General features: G+C 59.2%; 19 protein-coding genes. 12 read left to right on the forward strand and 7 right to left on the reverse strand.

Going from position 1 to position 22080, the window contains the following annotated elements:
• Positions 1-63: 63 nt before the first annotated feature.
• Positions 64-711: an HAD family hydrolase gene (locus tag MY55_RS00005; RefSeq protein WP_065201811.1), complete on the reverse strand. Its 648-nt coding sequence runs from the start codon at positions 709-711 to the stop codon at positions 64-66.
• Positions 712-755: 44 nt separating this feature from the next.
• Positions 756-2285, reverse strand: coding sequence for a threonine ammonia-lyase, biosynthetic (gene ilvA, locus MY55_RS00010; protein WP_047244536.1), 1530 nt, complete (start codon positions 2283-2285; stop codon positions 756-758).
• A gap of 199 nt (positions 2286-2484) precedes the next feature.
• On the opposite strand from ilvA, the gene MY55_RS00015 reads away from it, so the two are divergent.
• The 7 genes from MY55_RS00015 to MY55_RS22385 all read left to right on the forward strand — a co-directional run bounded on the left by MY55_RS00015 (position 2485) and on the right by MY55_RS22385 (position 9813).
• Positions 2485-3630, forward strand: a complete 1146-nt coding sequence (locus MY55_RS00015) for a D-alanyl-D-alanine carboxypeptidase family protein (RefSeq protein WP_047244537.1) — start codon at positions 2485-2487, stop codon at positions 3628-3630.
• Between the two features lie 77 nt (positions 3631-3707).
• The gene (locus MY55_RS00020; RefSeq protein WP_043579269.1) at positions 3708-3977 is read left to right on the forward strand and encodes a YbeD family protein; all 270 of its coding nucleotides are present in this window, start codon (positions 3708-3710) and stop codon (positions 3975-3977) included.
• Positions 3978-3990: 13 nt separating this feature from the next.
• Positions 3991-4614: a lipoyl(octanoyl) transferase LipB gene (gene lipB / locus MY55_RS00025; RefSeq protein WP_043579244.1), complete on the forward strand. Its 624-nt coding sequence runs from the start codon at positions 3991-3993 to the stop codon at positions 4612-4614.
• Entirely contained in the window at positions 4611-5558 is a 948-nt protein-coding gene (gene lipA / locus MY55_RS00030) for a lipoyl synthase (protein WP_043579243.1), read from the forward strand. Before lipB ends, lipA begins: the two co-directional genes overlap by 4 nt.
• An 81-nt stretch (positions 5559-5639) precedes the next feature.
• Complete coding sequence (locus MY55_RS00035; protein ID WP_065201899.1) at positions 5640-7355, forward strand: hypothetical protein; 1716 nt, start codon at positions 5640-5642, stop codon at positions 7353-7355.
• A 97-nt stretch (positions 7356-7452) separates the two neighbouring features.
• The gene (locus MY55_RS23205) at positions 7453-8910 is read left to right on the forward strand and encodes a hypothetical protein (RefSeq protein WP_157889245.1); all 1458 of its coding nucleotides are present in this window, start codon (positions 7453-7455) and stop codon (positions 8908-8910) included.
• Positions 8911-8952: 42 nt separating this feature from the next.
• Positions 8953-9813: a DNA adenine methylase gene (locus tag MY55_RS22385; protein ID WP_081284590.1), complete on the forward strand. Its 861-nt coding sequence runs from the start codon at positions 8953-8955 to the stop codon at positions 9811-9813.
• Positions 9814-9832: 19 nt separating this feature from the next.
• On the opposite strand, the gene MY55_RS24555 is transcribed toward MY55_RS22385, so the two are convergent.
• The 5 genes from MY55_RS24555 to MY55_RS00060 all read right to left on the reverse strand — a co-directional run bounded on the left by MY55_RS24555 (position 9833) and on the right by MY55_RS00060 (position 14755).
• Positions 9833-10867: a TniQ family protein gene (locus MY55_RS24555; RefSeq protein WP_081284591.1), complete on the reverse strand. Its 1035-nt coding sequence runs from the start codon at positions 10865-10867 to the stop codon at positions 9833-9835.
• Between the two features lies 1 nt (position 10868).
• Positions 10869-11756, reverse strand: a complete 888-nt coding sequence (locus tag MY55_RS00045; RefSeq protein WP_046157799.1) for a TniB family NTP-binding protein — start codon at positions 11754-11756, stop codon at positions 10869-10871.
• Positions 11753-13630 carry a Mu transposase C-terminal domain-containing protein gene (locus tag MY55_RS00050; RefSeq protein WP_065201812.1) on the reverse strand — a complete coding sequence of 626 codons (1878 nt, stop codon included), beginning with the start codon at positions 13628-13630 and terminating at the stop codon, positions 11753-11755. The genes MY55_RS00045 and MY55_RS00050 overlap by 4 nt, the downstream gene beginning before the upstream one ends.
• On the reverse strand, positions 13627-14283 hold the full coding sequence (locus MY55_RS00055) for a heteromeric transposase endonuclease subunit TnsA (RefSeq protein ID WP_046157801.1): 657 nt from the start codon (positions 14281-14283) through the stop codon (positions 13627-13629). Before MY55_RS00055 ends, MY55_RS00050 begins: the two co-directional genes overlap by 4 nt.
• Before the next feature lie 208 nt (positions 14284-14491).
• The gene (locus MY55_RS00060) at positions 14492-14755 is read right to left on the reverse strand and encodes a hypothetical protein (RefSeq protein ID WP_157889246.1); all 264 of its coding nucleotides are present in this window, start codon (positions 14753-14755) and stop codon (positions 14492-14494) included.
• Between the two features lie 413 nt (positions 14756-15168).
• Here MY55_RS00060 and MY55_RS23210 point away from each other — a divergent pair, with 413 nt between their 5' ends.
• The 5 genes from MY55_RS23210 to MY55_RS00080 all read left to right on the forward strand — a co-directional run bounded on the left by MY55_RS23210 (position 15169) and on the right by MY55_RS00080 (position 22053).
• Positions 15169-15474, forward strand: a complete 306-nt coding sequence (locus MY55_RS23210) for a hypothetical protein (protein ID WP_146008341.1) — start codon at positions 15169-15171, stop codon at positions 15472-15474.
• Between the two features lie 367 nt (positions 15475-15841).
• The gene (locus tag MY55_RS00065; protein WP_052878140.1) at positions 15842-16219 is read left to right on the forward strand and encodes a hypothetical protein; all 378 of its coding nucleotides are present in this window, start codon (positions 15842-15844) and stop codon (positions 16217-16219) included.
• A gap of 257 nt (positions 16220-16476) precedes the next feature.
• A complete protein-coding gene (locus tag MY55_RS00070) occupies positions 16477-16821 on the forward strand; it encodes a hypothetical protein (protein ID WP_047237294.1) in 345 nt (114 codons plus the stop codon).
• A 236-nt stretch (positions 16822-17057) separates the two neighbouring features.
• Positions 17058-19799 (forward strand): magnesium-translocating P-type ATPase, encoded by a 2742-nt coding sequence (mgtA, locus tag MY55_RS00075; protein ID WP_052258299.1) that lies wholly within the window; start codon positions 17058-17060, stop codon positions 19797-19799.
• A 346-nt stretch (positions 19800-20145) separates the two neighbouring features.
• Entirely contained in the window at positions 20146-22053 is a 1908-nt protein-coding gene (locus tag MY55_RS00080) for a thiamine pyrophosphate-binding protein (RefSeq protein WP_244270638.1), read from the forward strand.
• The last annotated feature ends 27 nt before the right edge of the window (positions 22054-22080 follow it).

The raw sequence follows: 22080 nt of genomic DNA on the forward strand, positions 1-22080 counted from the left end.
GAAACCCCGAAAACAAACAGGCCGGCGCACCCGCCGGCCTGCTTCAACCCCTCTCATCAGGCCTTATAGATGATCAAGCAGCTGCAGCGGGTGATCGATATCGGCATCCGCCCCCCACTGCTCCGGCTTGTCGTCCGCCGAGAAATAGCCCCAGTTGACCAGCACCGTCTTCATGCCGACATTGCGGCCCGCCTGGATGTCGCGCTCGGCATCGCCGACATACATGCAATGCTCGGGCGCGATGCCGATCTGTTCGGTGGCGTGCAGCATCGGACGCGGGTCGGGCTTTGCCACGCCCACGGTATCGCCGCTGACGATGACAGCTGGCGGAATGGCGAACGGCAGCCACGGCACCAGGCGGTCGGTGAAGCGCATCGACTTGTTGGTGATGATGCCCCAGGCCAGGCCGCGCTTGTCCAATTCGGCGATCAGCTCGTTGACGCCGTCGAACAGCGTCGTCTCCTCGGCGAGGTTGGCGTCGTACAGATCCATGAAGCGCACCCGCAGCGACTCCATCCGCTCGGCATCGAGTCCGGCACCGAAGCCCAGCCGCACCAGGCCGCGCGCGCCATGGCTGGCCATCGGCCGGATCGCCTCGTATGGCTGCGGCGGCAGGCCCTCTTCCTTCAGCAGGCGATTCAGCGCCGCGCCCAGGTCGCGGGCGGTATCCGCCAGCGTGCCGTCCAAATCGAACAATACTGCCTTGATCATGATTCCTGCTTCACCAGATTGGAAATAAGGCCGACATTGCACCATCAACGGATGGTCTTGCCAAGAAACAGCCGATAGGCCGGATTATCGGTTTCCTCTATATAAGGGTATCCCAGCGTTTCCAGAAACTGCTGGAAGGCCTGCGCGTCGCCCGGGGGCACCTGGATGCCGACCAGCACCCGGCCATAGTCGGCGCCGTGGTTGCGGTAGTGGAACAGACTGATGTTCCAGTCTGTGCGCATCGCCTCCAGAAAACGCATCAACGCGCCGGGGCGGTCGGGAAATTCAAAGCGCAGCACCCGCTCGTCTTTCAGCTGCGGCGCATGACCGCCCACCAGATGGCGGATGTGCAGCTTGGCCAATTCGTTATCGGTCAGGTCGATGCCGTCCAACTCCGCCGCGCGCAAGTCCGTCAACAAGCGCTCCACATCTTCCTTGCCGGCGATCTGCACGCCGACGAACACGTGGGCGACGCTGGGGTCGGCGAAGCGGTAGTTGAACTCGGTGATGTTGCGGCCGCCGATCACCGAACAGAAGCGCTTGAAGCTGCCCGGCTTTTCCGGGATGGTGACGGCGATGATGGCCTCGCGCCGTTCGCCCAGTTCGGAACGCTCCGACACGTGGCGCAGGCGGTCGAAATTCATGTTGGCGCCGCAGGAGATCGCCACCAGCGACTGCCCGGCGCAGCCTTCGCGCTCGATGTATGCCTTGGCGCCGGCCACCGCCAGCGCGCCGGCAGGCTCGACGATGGAGCGGGTGTCCTCGAAAATATCCTTGATCGCCGCGCAGATGGCGTCGGAATCGACCAGGATGATCTCATCCAACAATTCGCGGCAGATGCGGAAGGTTTCCTCCCCCACCAGCTTGACCGCCACGCCGTCGGCGAACAGGCCGACGTCTTTCAGCTCCACCCGCTCGCCCTTCTCTATCGACTGGCGCATCGCGTCGGAGTCCACCGGCTGCACGCCGATCACCTTCACCTCCGGCTTCAGCCGCTTGATGAAGCTGGCCACGCCGGCAGCCAGGCCGCCGCCGCCGATGGCGACGAATACCGCGTCCAGGTCGTCCGGATGCTGGCGCAGGATCTCCATGCCCACCGTGCCCTGGCCGGCGATCACGTCCGGATCGTCGAACGGCGGGATATAGGTGCGGCCGCTCTCTTCCGCCAGCTTCACCGCGTGCAGATAGGCCTCATTGAAGGAATCGCCCGACAACACCACCTGGCCGCCGCGCTGCTTCACCGCGTCGATCTTGATCTGCGGCGTGGTCACCGGCATCACGATCACCGCTTCACAGCCCAGCTTGCTGGCTGACAGCGCCACCCCCTGCGCATGGTTGCCGGCGCTGGCGGTGATGACGCCGCGCGCGCGCTGCTCGGCGCTCAGCTTGGCCATCTTGTTGTAGGCGCCGCGCAGCTTGAACGAGAACACCGGCTGCAGGTCTTCGCGCTTGAGCAGTATCTTGTTGCCGTAGCGCCGCGACAGATTCGGCGCCAGCTCCAGCGGCGTCTCCACCGCGACGTCGTAAACCCTCGATGTCAGGATGCGTTCCAGATAGTCTTGCGTATTGCTCATAGCGATGCCTTCGTCCCTGTAGTTTCTTGTATTTGAACTGTCAGAGTATCAGGAACTCCAAACGAACGGGAGGCCCGCCGCGCACTGTCTGCTGCATTGCAATATCAACGCCGGTTCGGGTTTTTCCGGCAACGGTGGTGGCCACAGCGTGTATAATCAGCGGCTACTGTTTGTGACCCCTAAGCAAGTCCTCTCCAAAATGAAAAAACTCACCACTGCCCTGGTGGCCGCCGCCCTGGCGCTGCCGTCCCTTGGCTTTGCCAATACCGCCTTCACCCCGCCGGCGCCGGACATCGCCGGCAAGGCCTACTACCTGCTGGACTACAACAGCACCCAGGTGCTAGCCGAACGCGACCCCGACTCCCGCGTCGAGCCGGCCTCGCTGACCAAGCTGATGACCGCCTATCTGACCTTCAAGGCGCTGAAGGAAAAGCATCTGACGCTGGAGCAGACGCTGACCGTATCGCAAAAAGGCTGGAAAACCGAAGGCTCGCGGATGTTCCTGGATCCGAAAGTCCCGGCCAAGGTGGAGGACCTGATCCGCGGCATGATCGTGCAGTCCGGCAACGACGCTTGCGTGACGCTGGCCGAAGCCATCGCCGGCAGCGAAGACGTATTCGCGCAGATGATGACCCAGCAGGCGCAGAAGCTCGGCATGAAGAACACCCAGTTCAGGAACGCCACCGGCCTGCCGCACGCCGACCACTACACCACCGTGCACGACCTGGGCATCCTCGCCGCCGCGTTGATCCGCGACTACCCCGAGTTCTATCCGATCTACTCGATGAAGTCGTTCACCTACAACAACATCAAGCAGCCTAACCGCAACCTGCTGTTGTACCGCGACCCCAACGTCGACGGCATGAAGACCGGCTACACCGACAGCGCCGGCTACAATATGGTAACGTCCAGCCACCGCGACGGCCGCCGCGTGATCTCCGTCGTCGTCGGCACCGCCAGCCCGGAAGCCCGCGCGGTGGAAAGCTCCAAGCTGTTGAACTACGGCTTGCAATTCTTCGACACGCCCAAACTTTATGCAGCGAACACCCGCGTCTCCGACGTGGCCGTCTACAAGGGCAGCGACAAGATGGTGGCGGTAGGCTTCGGCAGCGATGTTTACGCCACCGTGGCCAAGGGCCAGGCCGCCAAGCTGAAGGCCGACCTGACCACCATGCAGCCCTTGATCGCGCCGATCAAGGCCGGCCAGGTGGTCGGCAAGCTGACGGTTTCGCTCGACGGCAAGCCGCTCTTGGAGCGTCCGGTGGTAGCATTGAAAGCGGTGGAGGAAGGCAACTTCTTCAGCCGCCTGTGGGACAGCCTGAAGCTGATGCTGGGCTGGAAGTAACCGCGGCAGCGGTTTTGGCGGCGCCCCGGCCTGGCTGCGGCGCCGCCGGTTTCGCAATTGGCAAGAGTAGATCTGACATGTCTGATGAAAAACAGGAACTGATGGAGTTCCCCTGTCGCTTCCCGCTCAAGATCATGGGCGAGCGGCACGACGAATTCGTCGCCACCATCACCGAAGTGGTGCGCATCAACGCCCCCGACCTCGCCGAGGTCGACATTGTGCTGCGCGAAAGCTCCGGCGGCCGCTTCTACGCGCTGACCGTCACCGTCACCGCCACCTCGCGCCAACAGCTGGACAACATCTACCTGTCGCTGACCGGCCACCCCATGGTGAAAATGGTCCTCTGACCCGGGAGCTCAGGTGCAACGCATCATCAAACATTTGGGCCTGGCCGACTACGAGCCGACCTGGCGCGCCATGCAGGCGCTCACCGACCAGCGCGACGACGACACCCGGGACGAACTGTGGGTGGTCGAACACCCGCCGGTGTTCACCCAGGGACTGGCCGGCAAGCCGGAACACCTGCTGCAGCAAAACGACATCCCGGTGGTGAAGACCGACCGCGGCGGCCAGATCACCTACCACGGTCCCGGCCAACTGGTGATCTACCTGCTGATTGATTTCAAGCGCATGCGCATCGGCGTGCGCGAACTAGTGCGCCACATCGAGCAGGCCATCATCGACATGTTGGCCGAACAGGGCATCGCCGCCAACGGCGATGTCGACGCGCCCGGCGTCTATGTCGACGGCGCCAAGATCGCCTCGCTGGGCCTGCGCATCAAGAACGGCGCCACCTACCACGGCCTGAGCCTGAACGTGGACATGGACCTGAGCCCGTTTGGCTGGATCAACCCTTGCGGCTACGCCAACCTCAAGGTGACACAATTGAAGAATCTGGGCGTGAACCTCACGGTCGCCGAAGCCGCCGACAAGCTGCTGCCGCACCTGGAACGCCACCTGAGCACAAGCAAGGAGACCGCATGAAGCCGGACAACCAGGCCGGGGTGAAGCACAAGGGCGCGGCCAAGACCGCCCGCATCCCGATCAAGATCGTGCCGCTGGACGAAAAGCTGAGAAAGCCGGAGTGGATCCGCGCCAAGCTGCCCAACAGCCAGCGCTTCCACGAAATCAAGCAGATCCTGCGCGATCAGAAGCTGCACACCGTGTGCGAAGAAGCCTCCTGCCCCAATATCGGCGAATGCTTCAGCAAGGGCACCGCCACCTTCATGATCATGGGCGACATCTGCACCCGCCGCTGCCCGTTCTGCGACGTCGGCCACGGCCGCCCCAACCCGCTGGACGAGAACGAGCCCAAGCATCTGGCCGAGAGCGTGGCGGCGATGCGGCTGAAGTACGTGGTGGTCACCTCGGTGGACCGCGATGACCTGCGCGACGGCGGCGCCCAGCACTTCGCCGACTGCATCAACGCGGTGCGCGCCGCCTCGCCGGGTACCCAGATCGAAACCCTGGTGCCCGACTTCCGCGGCCGCCTGGACATCGCCATCGACATCCTCAGCGGCACCGCGCCGGACGTGATGAACCATAACCTGGAAACCGTGCCGCGCCTGTACAAGCAAGCCCGCCCCGGCGCCGACTACGCCCACTCGCTGCAGTTGCTGAAAGACTACAAGGCGAAGAACCCGGACGTGCGCACCAAGTCCGGCCTGATGGTGGGCCTGGGCGAGACCGACGAGGAAATCCTGGAAGTGATGCGCGATCTGCGCGCTCACGACGTGGACATGCTGACCATAGGCCAGTATCTGCAGCCGTCGGACGGCCACCTGCCGGTGCTGCGCTACGTGCACCCGGATGTGTTCAAGATGTTCGAGGAAAAAGCCTACGAAATGGGCTTCGTCCACGCCGCGGTAGGCGCGATGGTGCGCTCCAGCTACCACGCCGACGTGCAGGCGCATGAGGCTGGCGTGTAAACTGACACGTCCAACGCTAATGGCGACTAAACAACGCTAATTTGTACTCTACATCGCTAAATGCTACTGAGGAGGGCGGGTGTGCGAAAGGCAATTCCAAAGATCAAGGAGTTTCCAGACGACGGCCGCATCTGGAGGGTAGATTGGTTTGGCGGTGTAGAGCGCAATCCTCAGATTCCCTCCGAACCTAAAATCCAACTCATCATCAGCCCGGTGGTGGATGGCGCCATCGATTACGCTGCCAGCAACTCCGTCAATCACGAAGAACGTAGCTCAATCAGCATCGGCATTGGTCAGCTTCCCCTCATTACCATCGGTTCGCTTTGGCAAAACCGGCATTGCTTGATCGAAAGTGCCGGCAAAACCAAGGTCTTCGAAAATCTCGTCATCTCGCCTAAGACGGCCCTCTTGGTAAAATCGGACGCTCTAGTAGGCGGGCAGCCACTCGTCCGTAAAAAGTACCACCAGATCGGCGCAGGGCTTGCTGCAAACTGCTTGGCTATCGAATGGCAGGGAGACCCATACGGCATCATCATCCCGACAGCCGAGGTCATTCGTTTTTACTATGCCACGTCAACAGATCTCGCCAAGGCCATTTTTGCTGGCGATTTTCGACATGAACTGGGTTCAATCGTGAATCCAACTCAGTGCGGTTACATCAAGCAGGAAAATCGCTGCATCCTCAAGTTGCGTAAGGAGTTTGCCGATGCGGATGCCTGGACTATTGGACGCATACTGAATAGCCATGAAGCGTTCAATGGTGCCGTCCTAGTGCATGACTCGATGATCAAGCAAGCCGTACAGAGTAAGTCCCGCCTGTATCCAGAAGCTGCGTTTCCTTTTGTCGGGGAAACCAACCTACGGGTGCGGATGAAAGCGATGAGGTCGCCAGATGAGAAACGCTGGCGTTTCATCGTTTTTGCGTTGGAACACTGCACGGGACCATTTCCATTCAGTGCTATTACCTGCGACCGTGATAACAGCAACCTGCGCCCAGAGGAAGGGCATGATCAGCCGGATGAATTGAAGGCCCCTGCATATCCTCGCAAGCAGCAATCGGGGAAGGATGTTACCGATGGCGAATTGCAGAGCAATGAGGATGCCTCCAAGGAGATCCAGTCGGCTGTTATTGATCTACCTGAAGGGCGGTTTGGCGCGCTGGCGAATATGGAATTGGAGAAGCCCGAGAAGAATATTTGCCACTATTTCAACGCGGGGAGTGCTCACCCGCTCGAGCTCCCCTCTGATGTACTTGGCACGAGCGATGGCAATTATTCTGGTGGTATCATGACGCAAACGTCAATTGAGGTTAAGCATGAGCGCCAAGAGGCGTTGCCCGCGAGTTTTGCAAACTTCGAGGCGATGGTGCGACATCTGGATGGTTTGCCTGGGTACCAAGCAAAGATTCGCCCCAGATCTGATGCCACAATGCACATCCCGCTGACGAAACCACACCGGGCTTGGCAGTGGAGTTACTTGGATTCGGGAACACGGCAAAGACGTGCAGTTGTAATTGCAGACATTACGCATGATTGCTGCGTGTACAGCTTAGTTGAGTTTCAGTGGCGAGAAGAGGAATCGTTTAAGCTCGCAATGGTGTCGTTATCTGGAGGCGCCAGGCTGAGCGATGAGCAATTGCACTTACTGCTCAGAATGTTGGCTAAAAAGGAAGGTCGCTGGGGAAGCACTAAGCCATTACCCTGGAATGCCAAGCTTATCACCTTCAAGCACACATGGCCTTCCGTTGACGCATATGCCCAGGCAATTTTGGCAAGAGTAAGCACATTTTCAAATTAAGAATTACTTTTTTGTTTTGCTAACCAATGTAGCTGTGTTGTAGTAGGGTGAATTTTGACATAATACATGCTATTTAAGTTATTTAAGCGAGAGGAATATGGAAATGGTAAATCCAGGGTTCAGGAATCAAGACGAGGTTTCTCTAAACAGGCTTCACCTTGACACCCAGAACCCAAGACATGACCCACTTGAAGATGAAGATGAGATCATCGCTCAGCTCTACAAAGACGAACAGGTTCTGAATCTTGCAAAGGATATTGTTGCCAAAGGAACGTTGAGTCCTCTTGACCGCCCTGGAGTGATTGAAATGGACGACAATCCTGGTCACTACATCGTCGTGGAGGGAAATCGCCGAACGTGTGCACTCAAGCTGTTGCATGACCCGCAGAAAGCTCCTACTCCAGAAGTTCGTGCTACATTTGAAGCTTTGTCAAAAAGGTTTGAAGTACCCTCCTCGTTTTCTGTCGTTGTATTTACAGATCGCAATGCTGCTCGCCCATGGATTGGTTTGCGTCACTTGGGGGCTCAGGAAGGGGCGGGAACTCGCACTTGGGATGCTGCACAAAAGTCCCGGTATGCTGAAACAGAATCGCCCAATCAGTTAGCATTGGCGCTGCTGGACCACGCGGAGAAATCCGGCTGGATAGATGCCGATATGCGTGAGCAACTGGCAATTACTACCCTCACGCGATATCTTAGTAGCCCACTGGTACGTGCCGCACTTGGGCTTGGAAACCATCGAGAGCTGTTATATACCCATGATGCTTCTGAAGTAGAGGCCGCGCTACGTCAGTTTCTTGCTGACGCGGCTCCTGTGCATGACGGAGGTGTGCCACGTGTTCATTCTCGGTCTAGAAAGTTGGAACGAGAAGCATATGCCAGAGAGCTTGCCGTGCGAGGGATCACTCCTCGGAGCTTGTTGCCATTTCCAAGTCAGCCTCCTGAACCTGGTTGGCAGGATGACCTATCTCCCGACGTAGTCGAACCCGCTCCAATTCATGGTGTAGATCCTGGGCCAGAACCCCTTGACCCTGGCATTACTCCTCCGCAACCTGAACCGGATCCTTTACCACCCGCCCCTGATCCAGGCAAGCCCGCTCAACCAAGACCTCCACGTGGGAAACAACATCCGGATGATCGCATGTACCTCATGCCAACGGACTTTACTTTCACTCATAGTGATAAGTCACTGCGTCGTTTGCGCGGTGAATTTCGCAGCACGCCAATCGATGATCATGAGTTCGCAGTAAATTATCTGCTGAGAGCCTTTATCGAGCGGGTGTTGGTTCTCTATGCCAAGCACCGAGGGGTACATAGGTCAAAGATGGCAGATCAGAAATTGGTGCAAGTTTGTGTAGAGGAACTGGGCAAAGAAGGCGTGCCAGATAACGATCTGAAATTGATGAGGGTTGCAATGTCTGACGAAAACTCGGCGCATAGCTTGCATACCTTGGGTACTGCTGTTCACACAAGCCTTGTCGCAACTCGAAAGAGCCTGGTGGGGGCGTGGGATAACTGGGAGAAGGCTCTAAAAATAATGCTTTCTCGTATGTAAAAATGTCTGGCCAGCCGGGGTCATTTTTGCTATCGTACCGCCATGCCTACGACTGAATCCCCATTGAGATACCCAGGCGGGAAGACACAACTAACGCCATTTGTGAGCGATCTTCTACGTGTAAACGACCTCCAGCAAGGCGTGTATGCAGAGCCATTCGCTGGAGGAGCTGGACTCGCCTGGAGACTGCTGCTGTCAGGCCAGGTAGGCGAGGTATGGCTTAACGATATTGATCCCTGTGTTTATGCCCTGTGGGATGCTGTACTCAATCAGCCAGGGGCGTTGTGTGAGCTAATTACTGAAACACCAATAACGCTAGATGAATGGCATCATCAGCGTAGCGTATTTTTGGATAGCAATGCACCAACGCTGGATCGTGCGTTTTCAACACTGTTCATGAATAGAACGAATCGTTCAGGCATCTTGCTTGGTGGTGTGATTGGCGGAAAATCTCAAGAGGGTGCATATAAATTAGATTGCCGTTTTAATCGCAATGAGTTGGTTCGGAAAATTCAACGAATCGCACGCCATCGTGATGTGGTTCGACTAACTCGGCTTGATGCGGCCGAGTGCATTACTCAATGGTCAGAACAACTTCCCCCGCGATCGCTTATAAATATTGACCCACCTTATTTTGCAAAGGGTCAAGAGTTGTATATCAATTTCTATACGCCTTCGGATCACGCCAGTCTTGCTGCTGTAATTCGTAAGCTACGGTGTCCGTGGATGCTGACATATGATGATGTACCTCAGATCGAAGAGCTATATGCAGGTCTTCCAGTCTATCGAAAGAGCCTTGTGTATTATGCGCAAGTTAAGCGGAAGGCAAATGAGCTGTTGGTGCTTTCTCCGCAGCTACGTGCCCCTGATGGTTTGGTGAGTCCGATTATTGAGGCGGCCTAGTAAAAATAGTCATAGCGGATCAAGGTCCCTTTCGTTTTTGTGTCCTTGTTCCTATTTTTTTCAAGCTTAATTGCTGGTGCAGTTTATCTGCAGCGTTTCTATACCATGATGGGGCGTGGCTGAAGTCACGCATTAGCCAGTTGTACTTAAGCGCGCGTTGGGTCCAGGCTACCCAAAGTCGGCTTGGCCACCTCCCTATCAACCACCAAGCCAAGCCCATAATGTAGTGTCGATCGATTAGCTCCCGGCTCTCGATTGATAGCTTTCCAGTCACCATTCTGGGATGAGCAAGTCCAGTCCTTGTCGTGACATATTCCGCCAGTTTTTGTTTCGCGCCATTGCTAGATAGCAACTTGGCCATTTGGTGCAACACCGCCAGCATGTCGTAATCAAACCTGCTAGATGAAGGCGTTCCGCTATCGATTATGCGTAACACTTTCTCCCAGGACTGGAAAGTACGCCCGTTCCATTTGTGGACTGGTTCGATTTTCGATTGGCGATAATCAAAGCTGCACGCCCAGCAGATACAGAGCGGCTCCATGCTCATTTCTCGGGGGTGTCCCAGTTCAATCCGGTGATAGGCCACGCCTTGCCCACACTGTGGGCATCGATCTAGCAACATGCAATTATGCTTGGGGCAGAAGGTGTAGAGTGCGACACGCCATGCTCGGCGGAAGTAGGGCTCTACGTCCTCGCTCAAGCAAATTGGACAGAATTGCATGCCATGCCCAAGTCGCTTGCGGTGATACATTTGAAGCGAAAGCATCCATTTTAGTTGGCCGGATGCCTTCTCTTGCTCGAATAGTTTGCCTCGGTAGGCCATCAGTGTAGTTTGCCAGACGCGCTCAATTGTCGTCCCGGTTCTTGTTGCCATAGCCTCAATCAGCCACAGGGGGGCAAGCCTATCGATGTCTCGGTTCCACACCTGCCGTTCATTTCCAAATGTCAGCCGACAAAATGATTGCACTTTCAGCCCATTCGCATGGGCCACGCGGACAAGCCAAGATGATAGCAACTCATCTCTGTATGGATGAGGATGAGCGGGCCAAAGCATGTCAGTTGCTCAGTTGAGCTTGCCGCTTTCGATCAGATGGTGATATCCAACCGACTCCGTCGAGAGCGCGTGCATCGATCTGCTCCCGCCCTGTTTTGATTGCATGCTCGGCGGCATTGGCCAGTAACCGTGAGAGCTCTCCGATGTAGCCTTCGCTCATCGAAAACAGCTTTGCGGCCAGGGTAGTGCTGTGCAGAGCCGATGGCTCTCGAAGCGGCAGCATCCGTTCGAAGCTGGCCAACAGGCGGAGAAAGTCGGTATCGAATTCCCAGCGGGGCAGCAGCGCCGGTTCGAAACGGTTGGCCAACTGTGGGTCAGTTTGCAGGGCGCGGAAGGCATCTCGGGTGCCGACGGCCACGATCGGAACTTGCAGCTCGTTGCCCAAGTATTTGAGCACATTCAAGAAGGCGCGCTGTCGGTTCAGATTTCCGGCCAGAACATGGTGGATCTCATCGATGATCAGCATGCGCAGTCCGACGTATTTCAGCAGCTTGATGACCTGGAATTGCTTCTTATCCACCCGGTCATTCGGCTTATACGGCGCAAACAGCAGTTCGAGGATGGCATTGTAGAAGCGGCCTTCATCGGGAACCGGTGGCGCTTGCATGCAAAGCACCGGTACTCGAATGCCTTCGCCGGAGGGGTTGTCGTCGGCTGGGTGTTGGGAGCAGAACCGCTGTACCAGCATGGTCTTGCCGTTGTTGGTGTCACCCACCACCAGCAGGTTCGGCATGCGGTGCGATTTCGGGTAGGTCAACAGATCATCGAGCTTAGCCAGGATCGCTTTCGCCTGCGGATAGCCAATCCAACGCGGCGCCCTGATCCTCTCTATCCGTTCTGGATCGCTTAGCTCGAGCAGCTTGAGGGTCGAGTCGTTCAAGTGGCTCATGCCAAGTCATCCATTTCATCAAAAGGCAGGATCGCCGGCACAGTTTGCGGCTGCGGCGTGGTGTGCTCTACCATTTGCGCCACTGGCGGAGTAGGTTGACGGACCACCTCCTGATGGTCTTTGCGCCGCTGAGTTGCGCGCCGCGCCGACATCGTTTTGGCTTGGGCGTTTTGTTCGATCTCCCGCATACGGTCATAGGCGGCGAAAAGTGCACGCTCATCGACATGTCGTCGTCCATCGGCCTCGGCTCGACGCTTTGCCTCGCGCATTTCCCAGATGCTGATAGGAGGGTGGGATGTATCCCGGTAGGGGATCGGGTAGTAGAGATCGACCTCGGGGTCGTAGAACCAGATCGTGCTGATGTCACGCGGATCGCGGCGAAACATGAACTTGCGCTTGTACTTGGGCGCTACCGGGTCAGGGGCATTGATCCAGCGGCGTAGCACATCATGGTAGTAGTGGATCTCGTCGATCACCACACCGTAGTCCTGGACCGTGCGCTCCTCGTACGGCATGAGATCGAGCCGCAAACGATCCACGTCAGTGATCCGCGCAGGTAAGCCGCGGCCTGGCATGTCCTTGGTGCCGAAGATCCCCTGGCGGTATTTCTCTATCGGCGGCATCCGGAGGCCGGAATGCACGCGCTGGTGATATACGTTGACGATGAAGGTCACCAGCCACTCTTCTAATTCGGTGAGCGATAGCGCTGCCCTGCCCTCCGAGTCATAACCGCCTCGCTCCTGAACATTGGAAAATGTAGTGCCCGGTAGGGTATGGATTTCATTGGCGAAAGTGCCCAGCAGGCGTTCGATGTGTCCACCGAAATGTGGTCGAGCAACTGGCCGCCATTCGATGTCTATGCCGTATTGGTCGCAGGCCCGCTTCAGCATATTGCCGCGAAACTCCCGGGCATTATCCATGTGCAGCTTTGCCGGAATGCCCCAGCAGGGCCATTCCCCCTTGACGCCATGCTTGGCCAGCCAGCCCTCCTTGGGAAGAATCGCATTGGCCAGACACTGGCCGGCCGATAGAGCGCCGGGCGGATCGAACGATACGTAGAATCCGACCGCCATTCGACTGAATACGTCGATCGCCATGGTGATCCATGGCTTGCCCACTGGCCGACGGTCGATGTCGTCCACCAGGATGATGTCCAGCGGGGTGTGGTCGATCTGCACAACGGCGAGCGGCCAATCCGCGCCAGGGAAGCTGCCTTCGATTGGCGAATAGGCTTGGTCAGCTGCTTTGCGGCCTCTGCGCTTGGCCATAACATACTCGCCGGCCAGCAGTTTCAGGCGGTTACGTACGGTGTTGTCGTGCGGCGGTTCTATGCCGGCATTCAAACAGCGCTTGCGCACCTCGTCGCAGACTTTCTGCTGCGATTTTCGCTGCTTGGTCAGGTATTCGCTTTCTACTACCACCTGGATGATCGCTTCGATTTCCGGCGTGAGCTTGGTGGCGCCCTTGTCGCTCCGAGTACGAGGCAGCAGCGAGGTCAGTAAATGATTGTCTTCGTAGCGGCGTAGCCACTCGTAGAGCGTATTCGCATGGTGGCCGAAAGCTTTGCCTCGGTCGGTGACGTCTTGCCGGCTGCGGTCTGCTTTGTCGAGCAGCGGGCGGATGATCTCGTAACGCCGTTTTGCCTCCTCCCAATCCTTGTCCAGCACTTGCAATAAGTCCGGCCGTGCCGACGGCTGCGAATTGCCGACCACCGCTTCCAAGTCTCCCACCTTGGCGTGGCTGACCTGGTTGGTTTCGTCGTCGGCCAGCAGCACCTCGTCGAGATCCAGCACATGGGTGATGCGATGGAGTCGATTTTGATAGACCACCGCTGTGCCTGGTTGGAGCTGCAATAGAGTGGTGGGCGTACTCATTTATGAAGGCTCCAGATCGGACTGGTCATCGTCAGCTTCTTGGTAAGATCGACGCCAACCTGCCCTGTTCCGACCAAGTACCAAAGGGAGGGAAGCAGGCGCGCCTGATTCCACTGGTCCTGAAACACTGCGGACAGCAGCTCTGCCGGCGTGGCGTGGCGGATCAGACGCAGCTGATCGTCGAGTAGGTCCATGTGAGCTTCTTCTGCCGGCCCCTGTCGAACGAACGGCAGCAGGAACTTGGCGTTGTCGAGATACTGGGAACGGATCTCTACCTCTGTGACGATCTTGAAACGCCAGCCTTCGATGCGGGCGAAATGCACGGCTGCGCGGAGCTTCGGACGCAGTTCTTGCCAATCCCTACGCAGTTCATCTCGGTACTTGACCTCGTAAAGTGTCTTGCTTTGCTGCCCATGAGGTAGCTTGAAAGTGGCGAGCGCGTCGGGCGTGTAGCGGCGGATTTTGCCGTCGGAATCGGTCCACTCGAGCGTAAGCGGTTGGACCTCGAAGGTTTCGACAACCGGGTCGAATTCCAGCAACGTGATAAAGTCACGCTCCAGTGTGGACTCGAACATGGCCGGCCCGTTCGCCTTGCGGTGCGCGGCGATGCCGGTGACGTTACGGTAGTTCTTGGGGATCTTGCGCACGGGCATGATGTACCTCACTCAGTACACGATAGCACTGTAGAACTCCGGTGGGTACAAGAAAGCGACGTCAGCCAGTAGCGAAGAGCTATGTGGACGTTGCTGAAAAATCGTCAACCAGTACAGTCGAGCGTTGGAAGCCACATAAACACTCGCCATCCAGCAAAAACGGCATCCGAGCTTCAACCCGGATGCCGTATTTTCATGCGGCCGCCGCTCAAACGGCCGGCTTCTCGATCACCAGCACGCCGGGAGCCCAGGCATAGCTGGCGCCGCCGGCATATTCGCCCTGATAGAATTTGGGTTGCGCAAGCCTAGCAACCAGGCTATCCCTCGCCACCGAACTCTGCGCCGCGCTGAGCAATCTGTCAGACTTGAACTTCAGCCAAGCCACAGGCGAATCATGAATCTTTCGCCTGGGCTCGCCCACGCCCAACCAGAACGCTAGGCAGCAGAACTCCAGCTCGCCATTGCTCTTCATGCTCAGCGCCAGACTATCGCGCAAGCGGCCCACGTCTTGTTCCAGCCGCCCCCCCAGGCTCCGCCAGGTAATTCTTTACCTCGATGATCGACTTCGGCACGCCATGCCCGCCGGCCTCGGGCGCCACCCACCACACGATATCCGCACGGCCATCCCCTCTCAGGCTGGATCGCGGGCGCCCTCTCAAGCTTACGTTCGCGCAACCCAGCGGCTCCCGCACATTGGCCTCAGACGCGACATGACAATCGTCATCCACCTCGGCCAATTCCCTCGCGACAGCGCAAGTCAGCAGATACTCTGGCGCGCCTTCCCCATCCGCCACCAAAACCCTTGACTTCGTCATTGCGCAACCCGCCCAAACCATGTCCCGCGGCGAAACCGCCACTACTTGTCCAGCATAGACAAATCCATGCATGTCAAGCGCAAAGCGAACGCATGCGGCTGGAATGCCGCGCTATCCATATATTGCAAATCAATATAAAAAAGACGAATCCGCCACGCTTGCCGCGAAAACAGCAATTTGGTTTGATTTAATAGGCAGTTTCGCTTATAGTCGGATTGTTATTAATTTTGCAAAGGCAAACCGTGGACAACGACGGTTCCAGTCGATCTTCGATCGCAGTATCGCCTTGCAGGATTTAAGCAGACCGAATTCCTTCCTTCTGCCTCATCCTGCAAAGCCAGGATGTGGCATCCGTTCCGGCCTGAAAACAGGCTGACGCGCCAAACGCAATCCACTCAGTCACACAGCATCGCCTTATGCCGCGGCTTCCAGTCCGCGCTGCGCTTCTGCGTCCCGAATGGCTTGCCAGCATCCCCCAGCATCAGACCGACTCAGCAAACCGACCGAATTGTTTACGCTAGCTGCGTGCGCCAAAGGAGATTCCATGCCGGAAGAACCAGAACCGCGAACGTATGCGCCGCGTAGCTGCGCGTCAGGCTAATTCCGCTATTGGGCGGAAATAACCGGCTCGGCAGCCGCGCCATACTCCGCTCATTCAATATCGGACCGCATTCCCGCATACGGTTATTCAAACCGGAAAGGGGTGCTTATTCTCTGCTGCTATAAAAATAGGGGGATTCAATATGCGAGCCCTGAAACTGTCCCAACTGCTGAAATTCTTTACCCGCGGCAATACTTCCGCTCAAGTTGCCGACTTCCGCCTGAATATCGTTTGCGACAAAGCCGTCATCACCACGCTGCGCAAACGCCTGTTCTGGGAAATGCACGACCTCGGCCTGCGCGCCTCGCAAGTCACCATCGGCCCCGACAGCCATGACAACCAGTGCAAGCTGTCGGTGGTGCTCAACTGCCCGCTGACGCAACGCCAGGACCTGGACGACATGGCGCTGCGCCTGAGCCAGCTGCCGGAAATCCGCCGCGTGCACTGGGGCCGCCGCCTGCATAGCGCGCAGCCACATCACCGCTCGTTGTTCGGCAGCCGTCCGCGCATCGCCGCCTAACGCCGAACCCGTCGCGCCGGCGTCCGCAAAGACCGCCGGCCAAACCGCCGCACCACAAGGCCCCAGCCATGCCCGAAGAACCCGAACCGCAGACAGCCAGGTCTTCGCCGCCGGCACCGCACTGATCCACCCCTTCCCGTAAGCGATGGACAGCGCCGCCGCCGCGCCGTCCATCATGCCGCTTCCCGGCTATCGCCGCGGAAGACGGCTGCCTGTCGCCATGTGAAACCACACGCGCCATTCCACAGGAGCTTACGATGCAAAACCTGTTCACCACCCCCCGCAATCAGCAGCTGTATCAGCTGTCCATCATCTGCCCATCGATGTCGCTGGGCGCCGCCAGACGCGAAATCCGCACCCTGGCGCAAAAACACGGCTTGCGCATTCAGCAATGGCAGGAGCAGCCGCAGCCGGCCGCGCGGGAAAGCCGCCATACGCTGACGCCCTGGCTGATCTGCGCCGATTTCCGCTGCGGCTCCGAGGCCTGCATGCATTTCCTGCAGGGCATCGCCCAGCGGCTGGCCACCATGCCGCTTACCCGGGTCAAGCTGGATTGCCTGTCGCTGCCGCCAAGCGGCATGCGGCGTCCAGCCAGCGCCTGATCCTCCCCGCCCGGCCGCCATGCCGGCCGCCATGCCGGCCGCGGCAAGACCATCATCCGCAGGAGAAGGCATGCCATAGACACGCAACACGCTGATTGAGATGCCATCCGCTGGGGCGTTCGCATAGAGCCCCCCAACGGGCGGCAATGTTCTCTCGATTTCGAGTCGACACATTGTCGGCGCTGATGCCTCACGGCAGGGATGGTCACGCCCGTTGTCAGCGCCAGGAGATACCCATGACCAAACACAACACCCAACGCAGCAAGAACCGCGGCTTCATCGCCACCCCGGGAAAACGGCAGGACAAAGTCGCCTTCCGCTTGGCCGACGAAGCCCGGCTGCCGCTGGAAGACACCTTCAAGCGGGTGCGCAGCCAGCCGGACGGCCTCTCCGCGATGGAGGCCGCGCAGCGGCTGCAGCAATACGGCCGCAATGAAGTGGCGCACGACAAGCCGCCGCACCCGCTGGTTCAGCTATTCCTCGCGTTCAAGAATCCTTTCGTGATGGTGCTGATCGTGCTGGGCGTCATCAGCTACGTGATGGACATCGCCATGGCGCCGCCGGACGACCAGGATTGGACCAAGGTCATCATCCTGTCCGCCATGATCGCCATCAGCGGCCTGCTGCGCTTCTGGCAGGAATTCCGCTCGGCCAAGGCGGCGGAAAAGCTCAAGTCGCTGGTGCGCAACACCGCCACCGTGCAGCGCCGCCCCGCCGGCCCCAATCCGCCGCTGCGTCTGGAGGTGCCGATGTCGGAACTGGTGGTGGGCGACGTCATCCATCTGCAGGCTGGCGACATGATTCCGGCCGATATCCGCTTGCTGGAATCGCGCGACCTGTTCATCAGCCAGGCCGTGCTCACCGGCGAAGCGCTGCCGGTGGAGAAGTACGACACGCTGGGGGCGGTGGCCGCCAAGTCGGCCGAGCGGGACGCCAGCCACGCCGACGACCTGCTGGACCTGCCCAATGCCTGCTTCATGGGCACCAATGTGGTGTCCGGCACCGCCCGCGCGCTGGTGGTCGCCACCGGGGCCGATACCTATTTCGGCTCGCTGGCGCGCAATGTGGTCAGCCACAAGCGCATCGAAACCAGCTTCGACAAGGGCGTCAACAGCGTGTCCTGGCTGCTGATCCGCTTCATGCTGGTGATGGTGCCCATCGTGTTCATGATCAACGGCGTCACCAAAGGCGACTGGATGTCCGCCCTCACCTTCGCGCTGGCGGTGGCCGTGGGCCTGACTCCGGAAATGCTGCCGATGATAGTCTCCGCCAACCTGGCCAAGGGCGCGGTGGCGATGGCGCGGCGCAAGGTGGTGGTGAAGCGGCTGAACGCGGTGCAGAACTTCGGCGCGATGGACGTGCTGTGCACCGACAAGACCGGCACGCTGACCCAGGACAAGATCATCCTGGAGCACCATTACGACATCCATGGCCGCAAGGATGAAAGCATCCTGCAACTGGCCTGGCTCAACAGCTTCCACCAGAGCGGCATGAAAAACCTGATGGACATCGCCGTAGTGGAGCATGCCGACGAGCTGGGCGACCGCATCAAGCTGCGGCAGTACGCCAAAGTGGACGAGCTGCCGTTCGATTTCGAGCGTCGCCGCCTGTCGGTGATCGTGGAAGACGGCGGACAGCAATTGATGGTATCCAAAGGCGCGGTGGAGGAAATGCTGGCTGTCTGCAGCCATATCCGCGATGGCGGCGAAACCCGCGCGCTGAATGCCGAAGAACGCGCCGCCCTGCTGCGCCGCAGCGAGGAATACAATGCCGAAGGCTACCGCGTGCTGGTGGTGGCCACCCGCGACATTCCCGCCGCCGAGCAAAAACGCAGCTACCGCACCGCCGACGAACAGGGCCTGGTGGTGCGCGGCTTCCTCACCTTCTTCGATCCGCCGAAGGACTCCGCCGCGCCGGCCATCCGCGCGCTGAAGGAATACGGCGTGGCGGTGAAGGTGCTGACCGGCGACAACCCCATCGTCACCGCCAAGGTGTGCCGCGATGTCGGCCTCAGCCCCGGCCTGCCGCTGATCGGCAAGGAAATCGAGGCGATGGACGACGTGGCGCTGTGCACCGCGGTCAAGCACACCACCATCTTCGCCAAGCTGACGCCGCTGCAAAAATCGCGGGTGGTGAAGGCGCTGCAAGCCAACGGCCACACCGTCGGCTTCCTCGGCGACGGCATCAACGACGCGCCGGCGCTGCGCGACGCCGACGTCGGCATCTCGGTGGACAGCGGCGCCGACATCGCCAAGGAAACCGCCGACATCATCCTCTTGGAAAAGAGCCTGATGGTGCTGGAAGAAGGCGTGATCAAGGGCCGCGAAACCTTCGGCAACATCCTCAAATACCTGAACATGACCGCCAGCTCCAACTTCGGCAATGTGTTCTCGGTGCTGGTGGCTTCGGCCTGGCTGCCATGGGAGCCTATGCTGGCGATGCAGCTGTTGCTGCAGAACCTGATCTACGATCTGTCGCAGATGTTCCTGCCATGGGACAAGATGGACCCGGAATTCCTGAAAAAACCGCGCAAATGGGAAGCCGGCAACATCAAGCGCTTCATGCTGTGGCTCGGCCCCACCTCTTCGGTGTTCGACATCACCACCTACATCCTGCTGTGGACGGTGTTCGGCGCCGGCGCGGCCTACCATCTGCACGGCGGCGACGGCGGCCAGCTGATCATGAACACCGGTTGGTTCATGGAAGGGCTGATCTCGCAGACGCTGGTGGTGCACATGCTGCGCACCCGCAAGATTCCGTTCCTGCAAAGCACGGCGTCGCTGCCGGTGCTGCTGTCCACCAGCGTGGCCATCGCCATCGCCTGCTATCTGCCGTTCTCGCCCATCGCCGCCTCGCTGGGCTTCATCCAGCTGGACGCCAGCTACTTCTGGTGGCTGCTGCTGACCATGGCCGGCTACCTGGCGCTGACGCAGACGGTGAAGACCATCTACATCAAGCGTTACGGCCAGTGGTTCTAAGCCACTAACGCGCCGACGCTTGGCGCGCGCAAACGAGGCTGGCCCCCAGGCCAGCCTCTTTGTCGTCTTGCCAACCCGCCGTTAGTCCAGCAAAAGCCAATATCAAGCTCGTCAGCCGGCATATCCGGTTAAGACTGTCCTTAATGCCTAATCGTATTCACACCTAGCCACCCCAGGCCCACCCACAAGATTTCATTTGAAATCATCAAATTAAAATAGCCACGCCCACCCAAAACACCGCTGTTGGCATTTATCCGACAAGGCCTTGTTCGTTTCTATCCGCATCCGGCTGCATTACCACTCACATATCGGTTTCGCACTTTCACGCGGGAGGAAAAGCATGAGCATGGATGAGACAAGCGGCCAGAAACGCTGGGCCCGGGACTATGTGTTCGACATCCTGAGCCAGCTGGGCATACACCGGATTTTCGGCGTGCCGGGCACCAACGAAATTCCCATCATCGACGGCACCTCCTACCCGGAAAACCGGGTGGAGTACATCGAATGCCTGCATGAGAACATCGCCATCGGCGCGGCGATGGGCTCGGCGCGGATGACCGGCAAGCCCGGCGTGCTGGTGGTGCACGTCACCCCCGGCATCGCCCACAGCATAGGCAACCTGTTCAATGCCTGGCGTTCGCAAGCGCCGCTGGTCATCCTGTGCTGCCAGCAGCAGAACGAACTGGTCACCCAGGAACCGCTGCTGGCGTCCAACCTGGTGGACCTGGCGCGCCAATACACCAAGTGGGCGCACGAAGTGCGCACCGAGCAGGAGTTCCCGATGGTGTTGCAACGGGCGTTCAAGGAGGCGATGGCGCCGCCCAACGGCCCGGTGTTCGTCGCCATACCGTGGGAATTCACCATGCGCCGCATCGGAGGCGACGACCGCATCAAGGGCGTGACCAAGATTTCGCCGCACTTCACCGCCGACCCGCAGGCGATAGAACAGGCCGCCAAACTGCTGCGCGAAGCCAAGAACCCCATCATCGTCGCTGGCGACGCCGCCGGCTACGCCCAGGCCTGGCCCGAACTGCAGCGGATGGCCGAACTGCTGGGCGCGCCGGTGCTGCAGCAAACCTTCAGCAGCCTGGCCAACTTCCCCAACAACGATTACCACTGGCAAGGCGAATTGCCCGGCAGCCAGGCCGGCGTGCAGCAAGTGTTCAAGGACCACGATGTCGCCTTCCTGTGCGGCTTCAGCAACCAGGCGCAAATCACCGTCTACAAGTACAGCGACGGCCCGCTGATTCCGCCGCACGTCACCCAGGTCTATCTCAGCAACAACACCTGGGACATAGGCAAGAACTACTACGGCGAAGCGGCATTGTTCGGCGACCTGAAAGCCACGCTGCCGTTGATCAACCAGTTGATAGGCAGCCAGCCCTCGGCCGCCGCCGCCGCGCGCAATCAGCAACTGCGGGAATTCGCCGTCAAGCGCGCCGCGGATTGGGAGGTTTACCTGCGCGAAGCGATGCATCAGAACGAAATCTGGGCGGTGGTGATCGCCGACGCGCTGCGCAAGGAAATCGGCGAACGCAAACTGGAGAAGCAATTCGTCTACGTGCATGAAGCGGTGTCCGACCCGGCGCCGTTCCAGTTCCTGCTGCCGTTCACCGACCAGGCGGCGCAGCCGATCAGCTACTACTGCGTCGGCGGCGGCTCGCTCGGCTGGTCGATGCCGGCCACGCTGGGCATCAAGCTGGAGCAGGACGGCTACCAGGGCATAGACACCCGCTTCGTGGTGGCCGCCACCGGCGACGGCTCCTCACTGTTCTATCCGCAAACCTGGTGGACCGCGCAGCACCGCAAGCTGGGCGTGCTCTACATCATCACCAACAACCACGAATACCACACGCTGCAGATGGGGCTGACCCAGGTGGAAAGCATCTACGGCGAAGCGCCCGGCTATGAGTGGACGGCGAAGACCCAGGACCCGGAATACCTGCGCATCCATCGCCCCAAACCGGACTTCGTCACGCTGGCCAAGTCGTTCGGCGGCATGGAGGGCGAAATCGTCCGCCATCCGGAAGACGTGCGCGCGGCGGTGCGGCGCGGCATAGACCATGTGCTCAGCGGCCAGGCCTATGTGCTGGACATGCATACCGTGGGCCTGGACCAGCCCACGCCCGACCTGCAGCCCTCCAACGCCCGCTATGAGAAACAGCCGCGGCTGGACTGCGTCCACTTCAGCAGCGAAGACGGCCTGCGCGCGGCGTCGGCCGGCCAGCCGGGCAATGTGCCGGTGATCTTCTGATCGCCCACCCTCAAGGAGAAACAGCAT

Origin of the sequence: Chromobacterium subtsugae (assembly GCF_001676875.1) — a bacterium.
GTDB classification, from domain to species: domain Bacteria; phylum Pseudomonadota; class Gammaproteobacteria; order Burkholderiales; family Chromobacteriaceae; genus Chromobacterium; species Chromobacterium subtsugae.

Bases quoted from the DNA above. Each gene is read 5' to 3' on its own strand.
- MY55_RS00005 (WP_065201811.1), bottom strand. From the start codon at position 711: ATGATCAAGGCAGTATTGTTCGATTTGGACGGCACGCTGGCGGATACC.
- ilvA (WP_047244536.1), bottom strand. From the start codon at position 2,285: ATGAGCAATACGCAAGACTATCTGGAACGCATCCTGACATCGAGGGTT.
- MY55_RS00015 (WP_047244537.1), top strand. From the start codon at position 2,485: ATGAAAAAACTCACCACTGCCCTGGTGGCCGCCGCCCTGGCGCTGCCG.
- MY55_RS00020 (WP_043579269.1), top strand. From the start codon at position 3,708: ATGTCTGATGAAAAACAGGAACTGATGGAGTTCCCCTGTCGCTTCCCG.
- lipA (WP_043579243.1), top strand. From the start codon at position 4,611: ATGAAGCCGGACAACCAGGCCGGGGTGAAGCACAAGGGCGCGGCCAAG.
- MY55_RS23205 (WP_157889245.1), top strand. From the start codon at position 7,453: ATGGAAATGGTAAATCCAGGGTTCAGGAATCAAGACGAGGTTTCTCTA.
- MY55_RS22385 (WP_081284590.1), top strand. From the start codon at position 8,953: ATGCCTACGACTGAATCCCCATTGAGATACCCAGGCGGGAAGACACAA.
- MY55_RS24555 (WP_081284591.1), bottom strand. From the start codon at position 10,867: ATGCTTTGGCCCGCTCATCCTCATCCATACAGAGATGAGTTGCTATCA.
- MY55_RS00045 (WP_046157799.1), bottom strand. From the start codon at position 11,756: ATGAGCCACTTGAACGACTCGACCCTCAAGCTGCTCGAGCTAAGCGAT.
- MY55_RS00050 (WP_065201812.1), bottom strand. From the start codon at position 13,630: ATGAGTACGCCCACCACTCTATTGCAGCTCCAACCAGGCACAGCGGTG.
- MY55_RS00055 (WP_046157801.1), bottom strand. From the start codon at position 14,283: ATGCCCGTGCGCAAGATCCCCAAGAACTACCGTAACGTCACCGGCATC.
- MY55_RS00060 (WP_157889246.1), bottom strand. From the start codon at position 14,755: ATGAAGAGCAATGGCGAGCTGGAGTTCTGCTGCCTAGCGTTCTGGTTG.
- MY55_RS23210 (WP_146008341.1), top strand. From the start codon at position 15,169: ATGTCAAGCGCAAAGCGAACGCATGCGGCTGGAATGCCGCGCTATCCA.
- MY55_RS00065 (WP_052878140.1), top strand. From the start codon at position 15,842: ATGCGAGCCCTGAAACTGTCCCAACTGCTGAAATTCTTTACCCGCGGC.
- MY55_RS00070 (WP_047237294.1), top strand. From the start codon at position 16,477: ATGCAAAACCTGTTCACCACCCCCCGCAATCAGCAGCTGTATCAGCTG.
- mgtA (WP_052258299.1), top strand. From the start codon at position 17,058: ATGACCAAACACAACACCCAACGCAGCAAGAACCGCGGCTTCATCGCC.
- MY55_RS00080 (WP_244270638.1), top strand. From the start codon at position 20,146: ATGGATGAGACAAGCGGCCAGAAACGCTGGGCCCGGGACTATGTGTTC.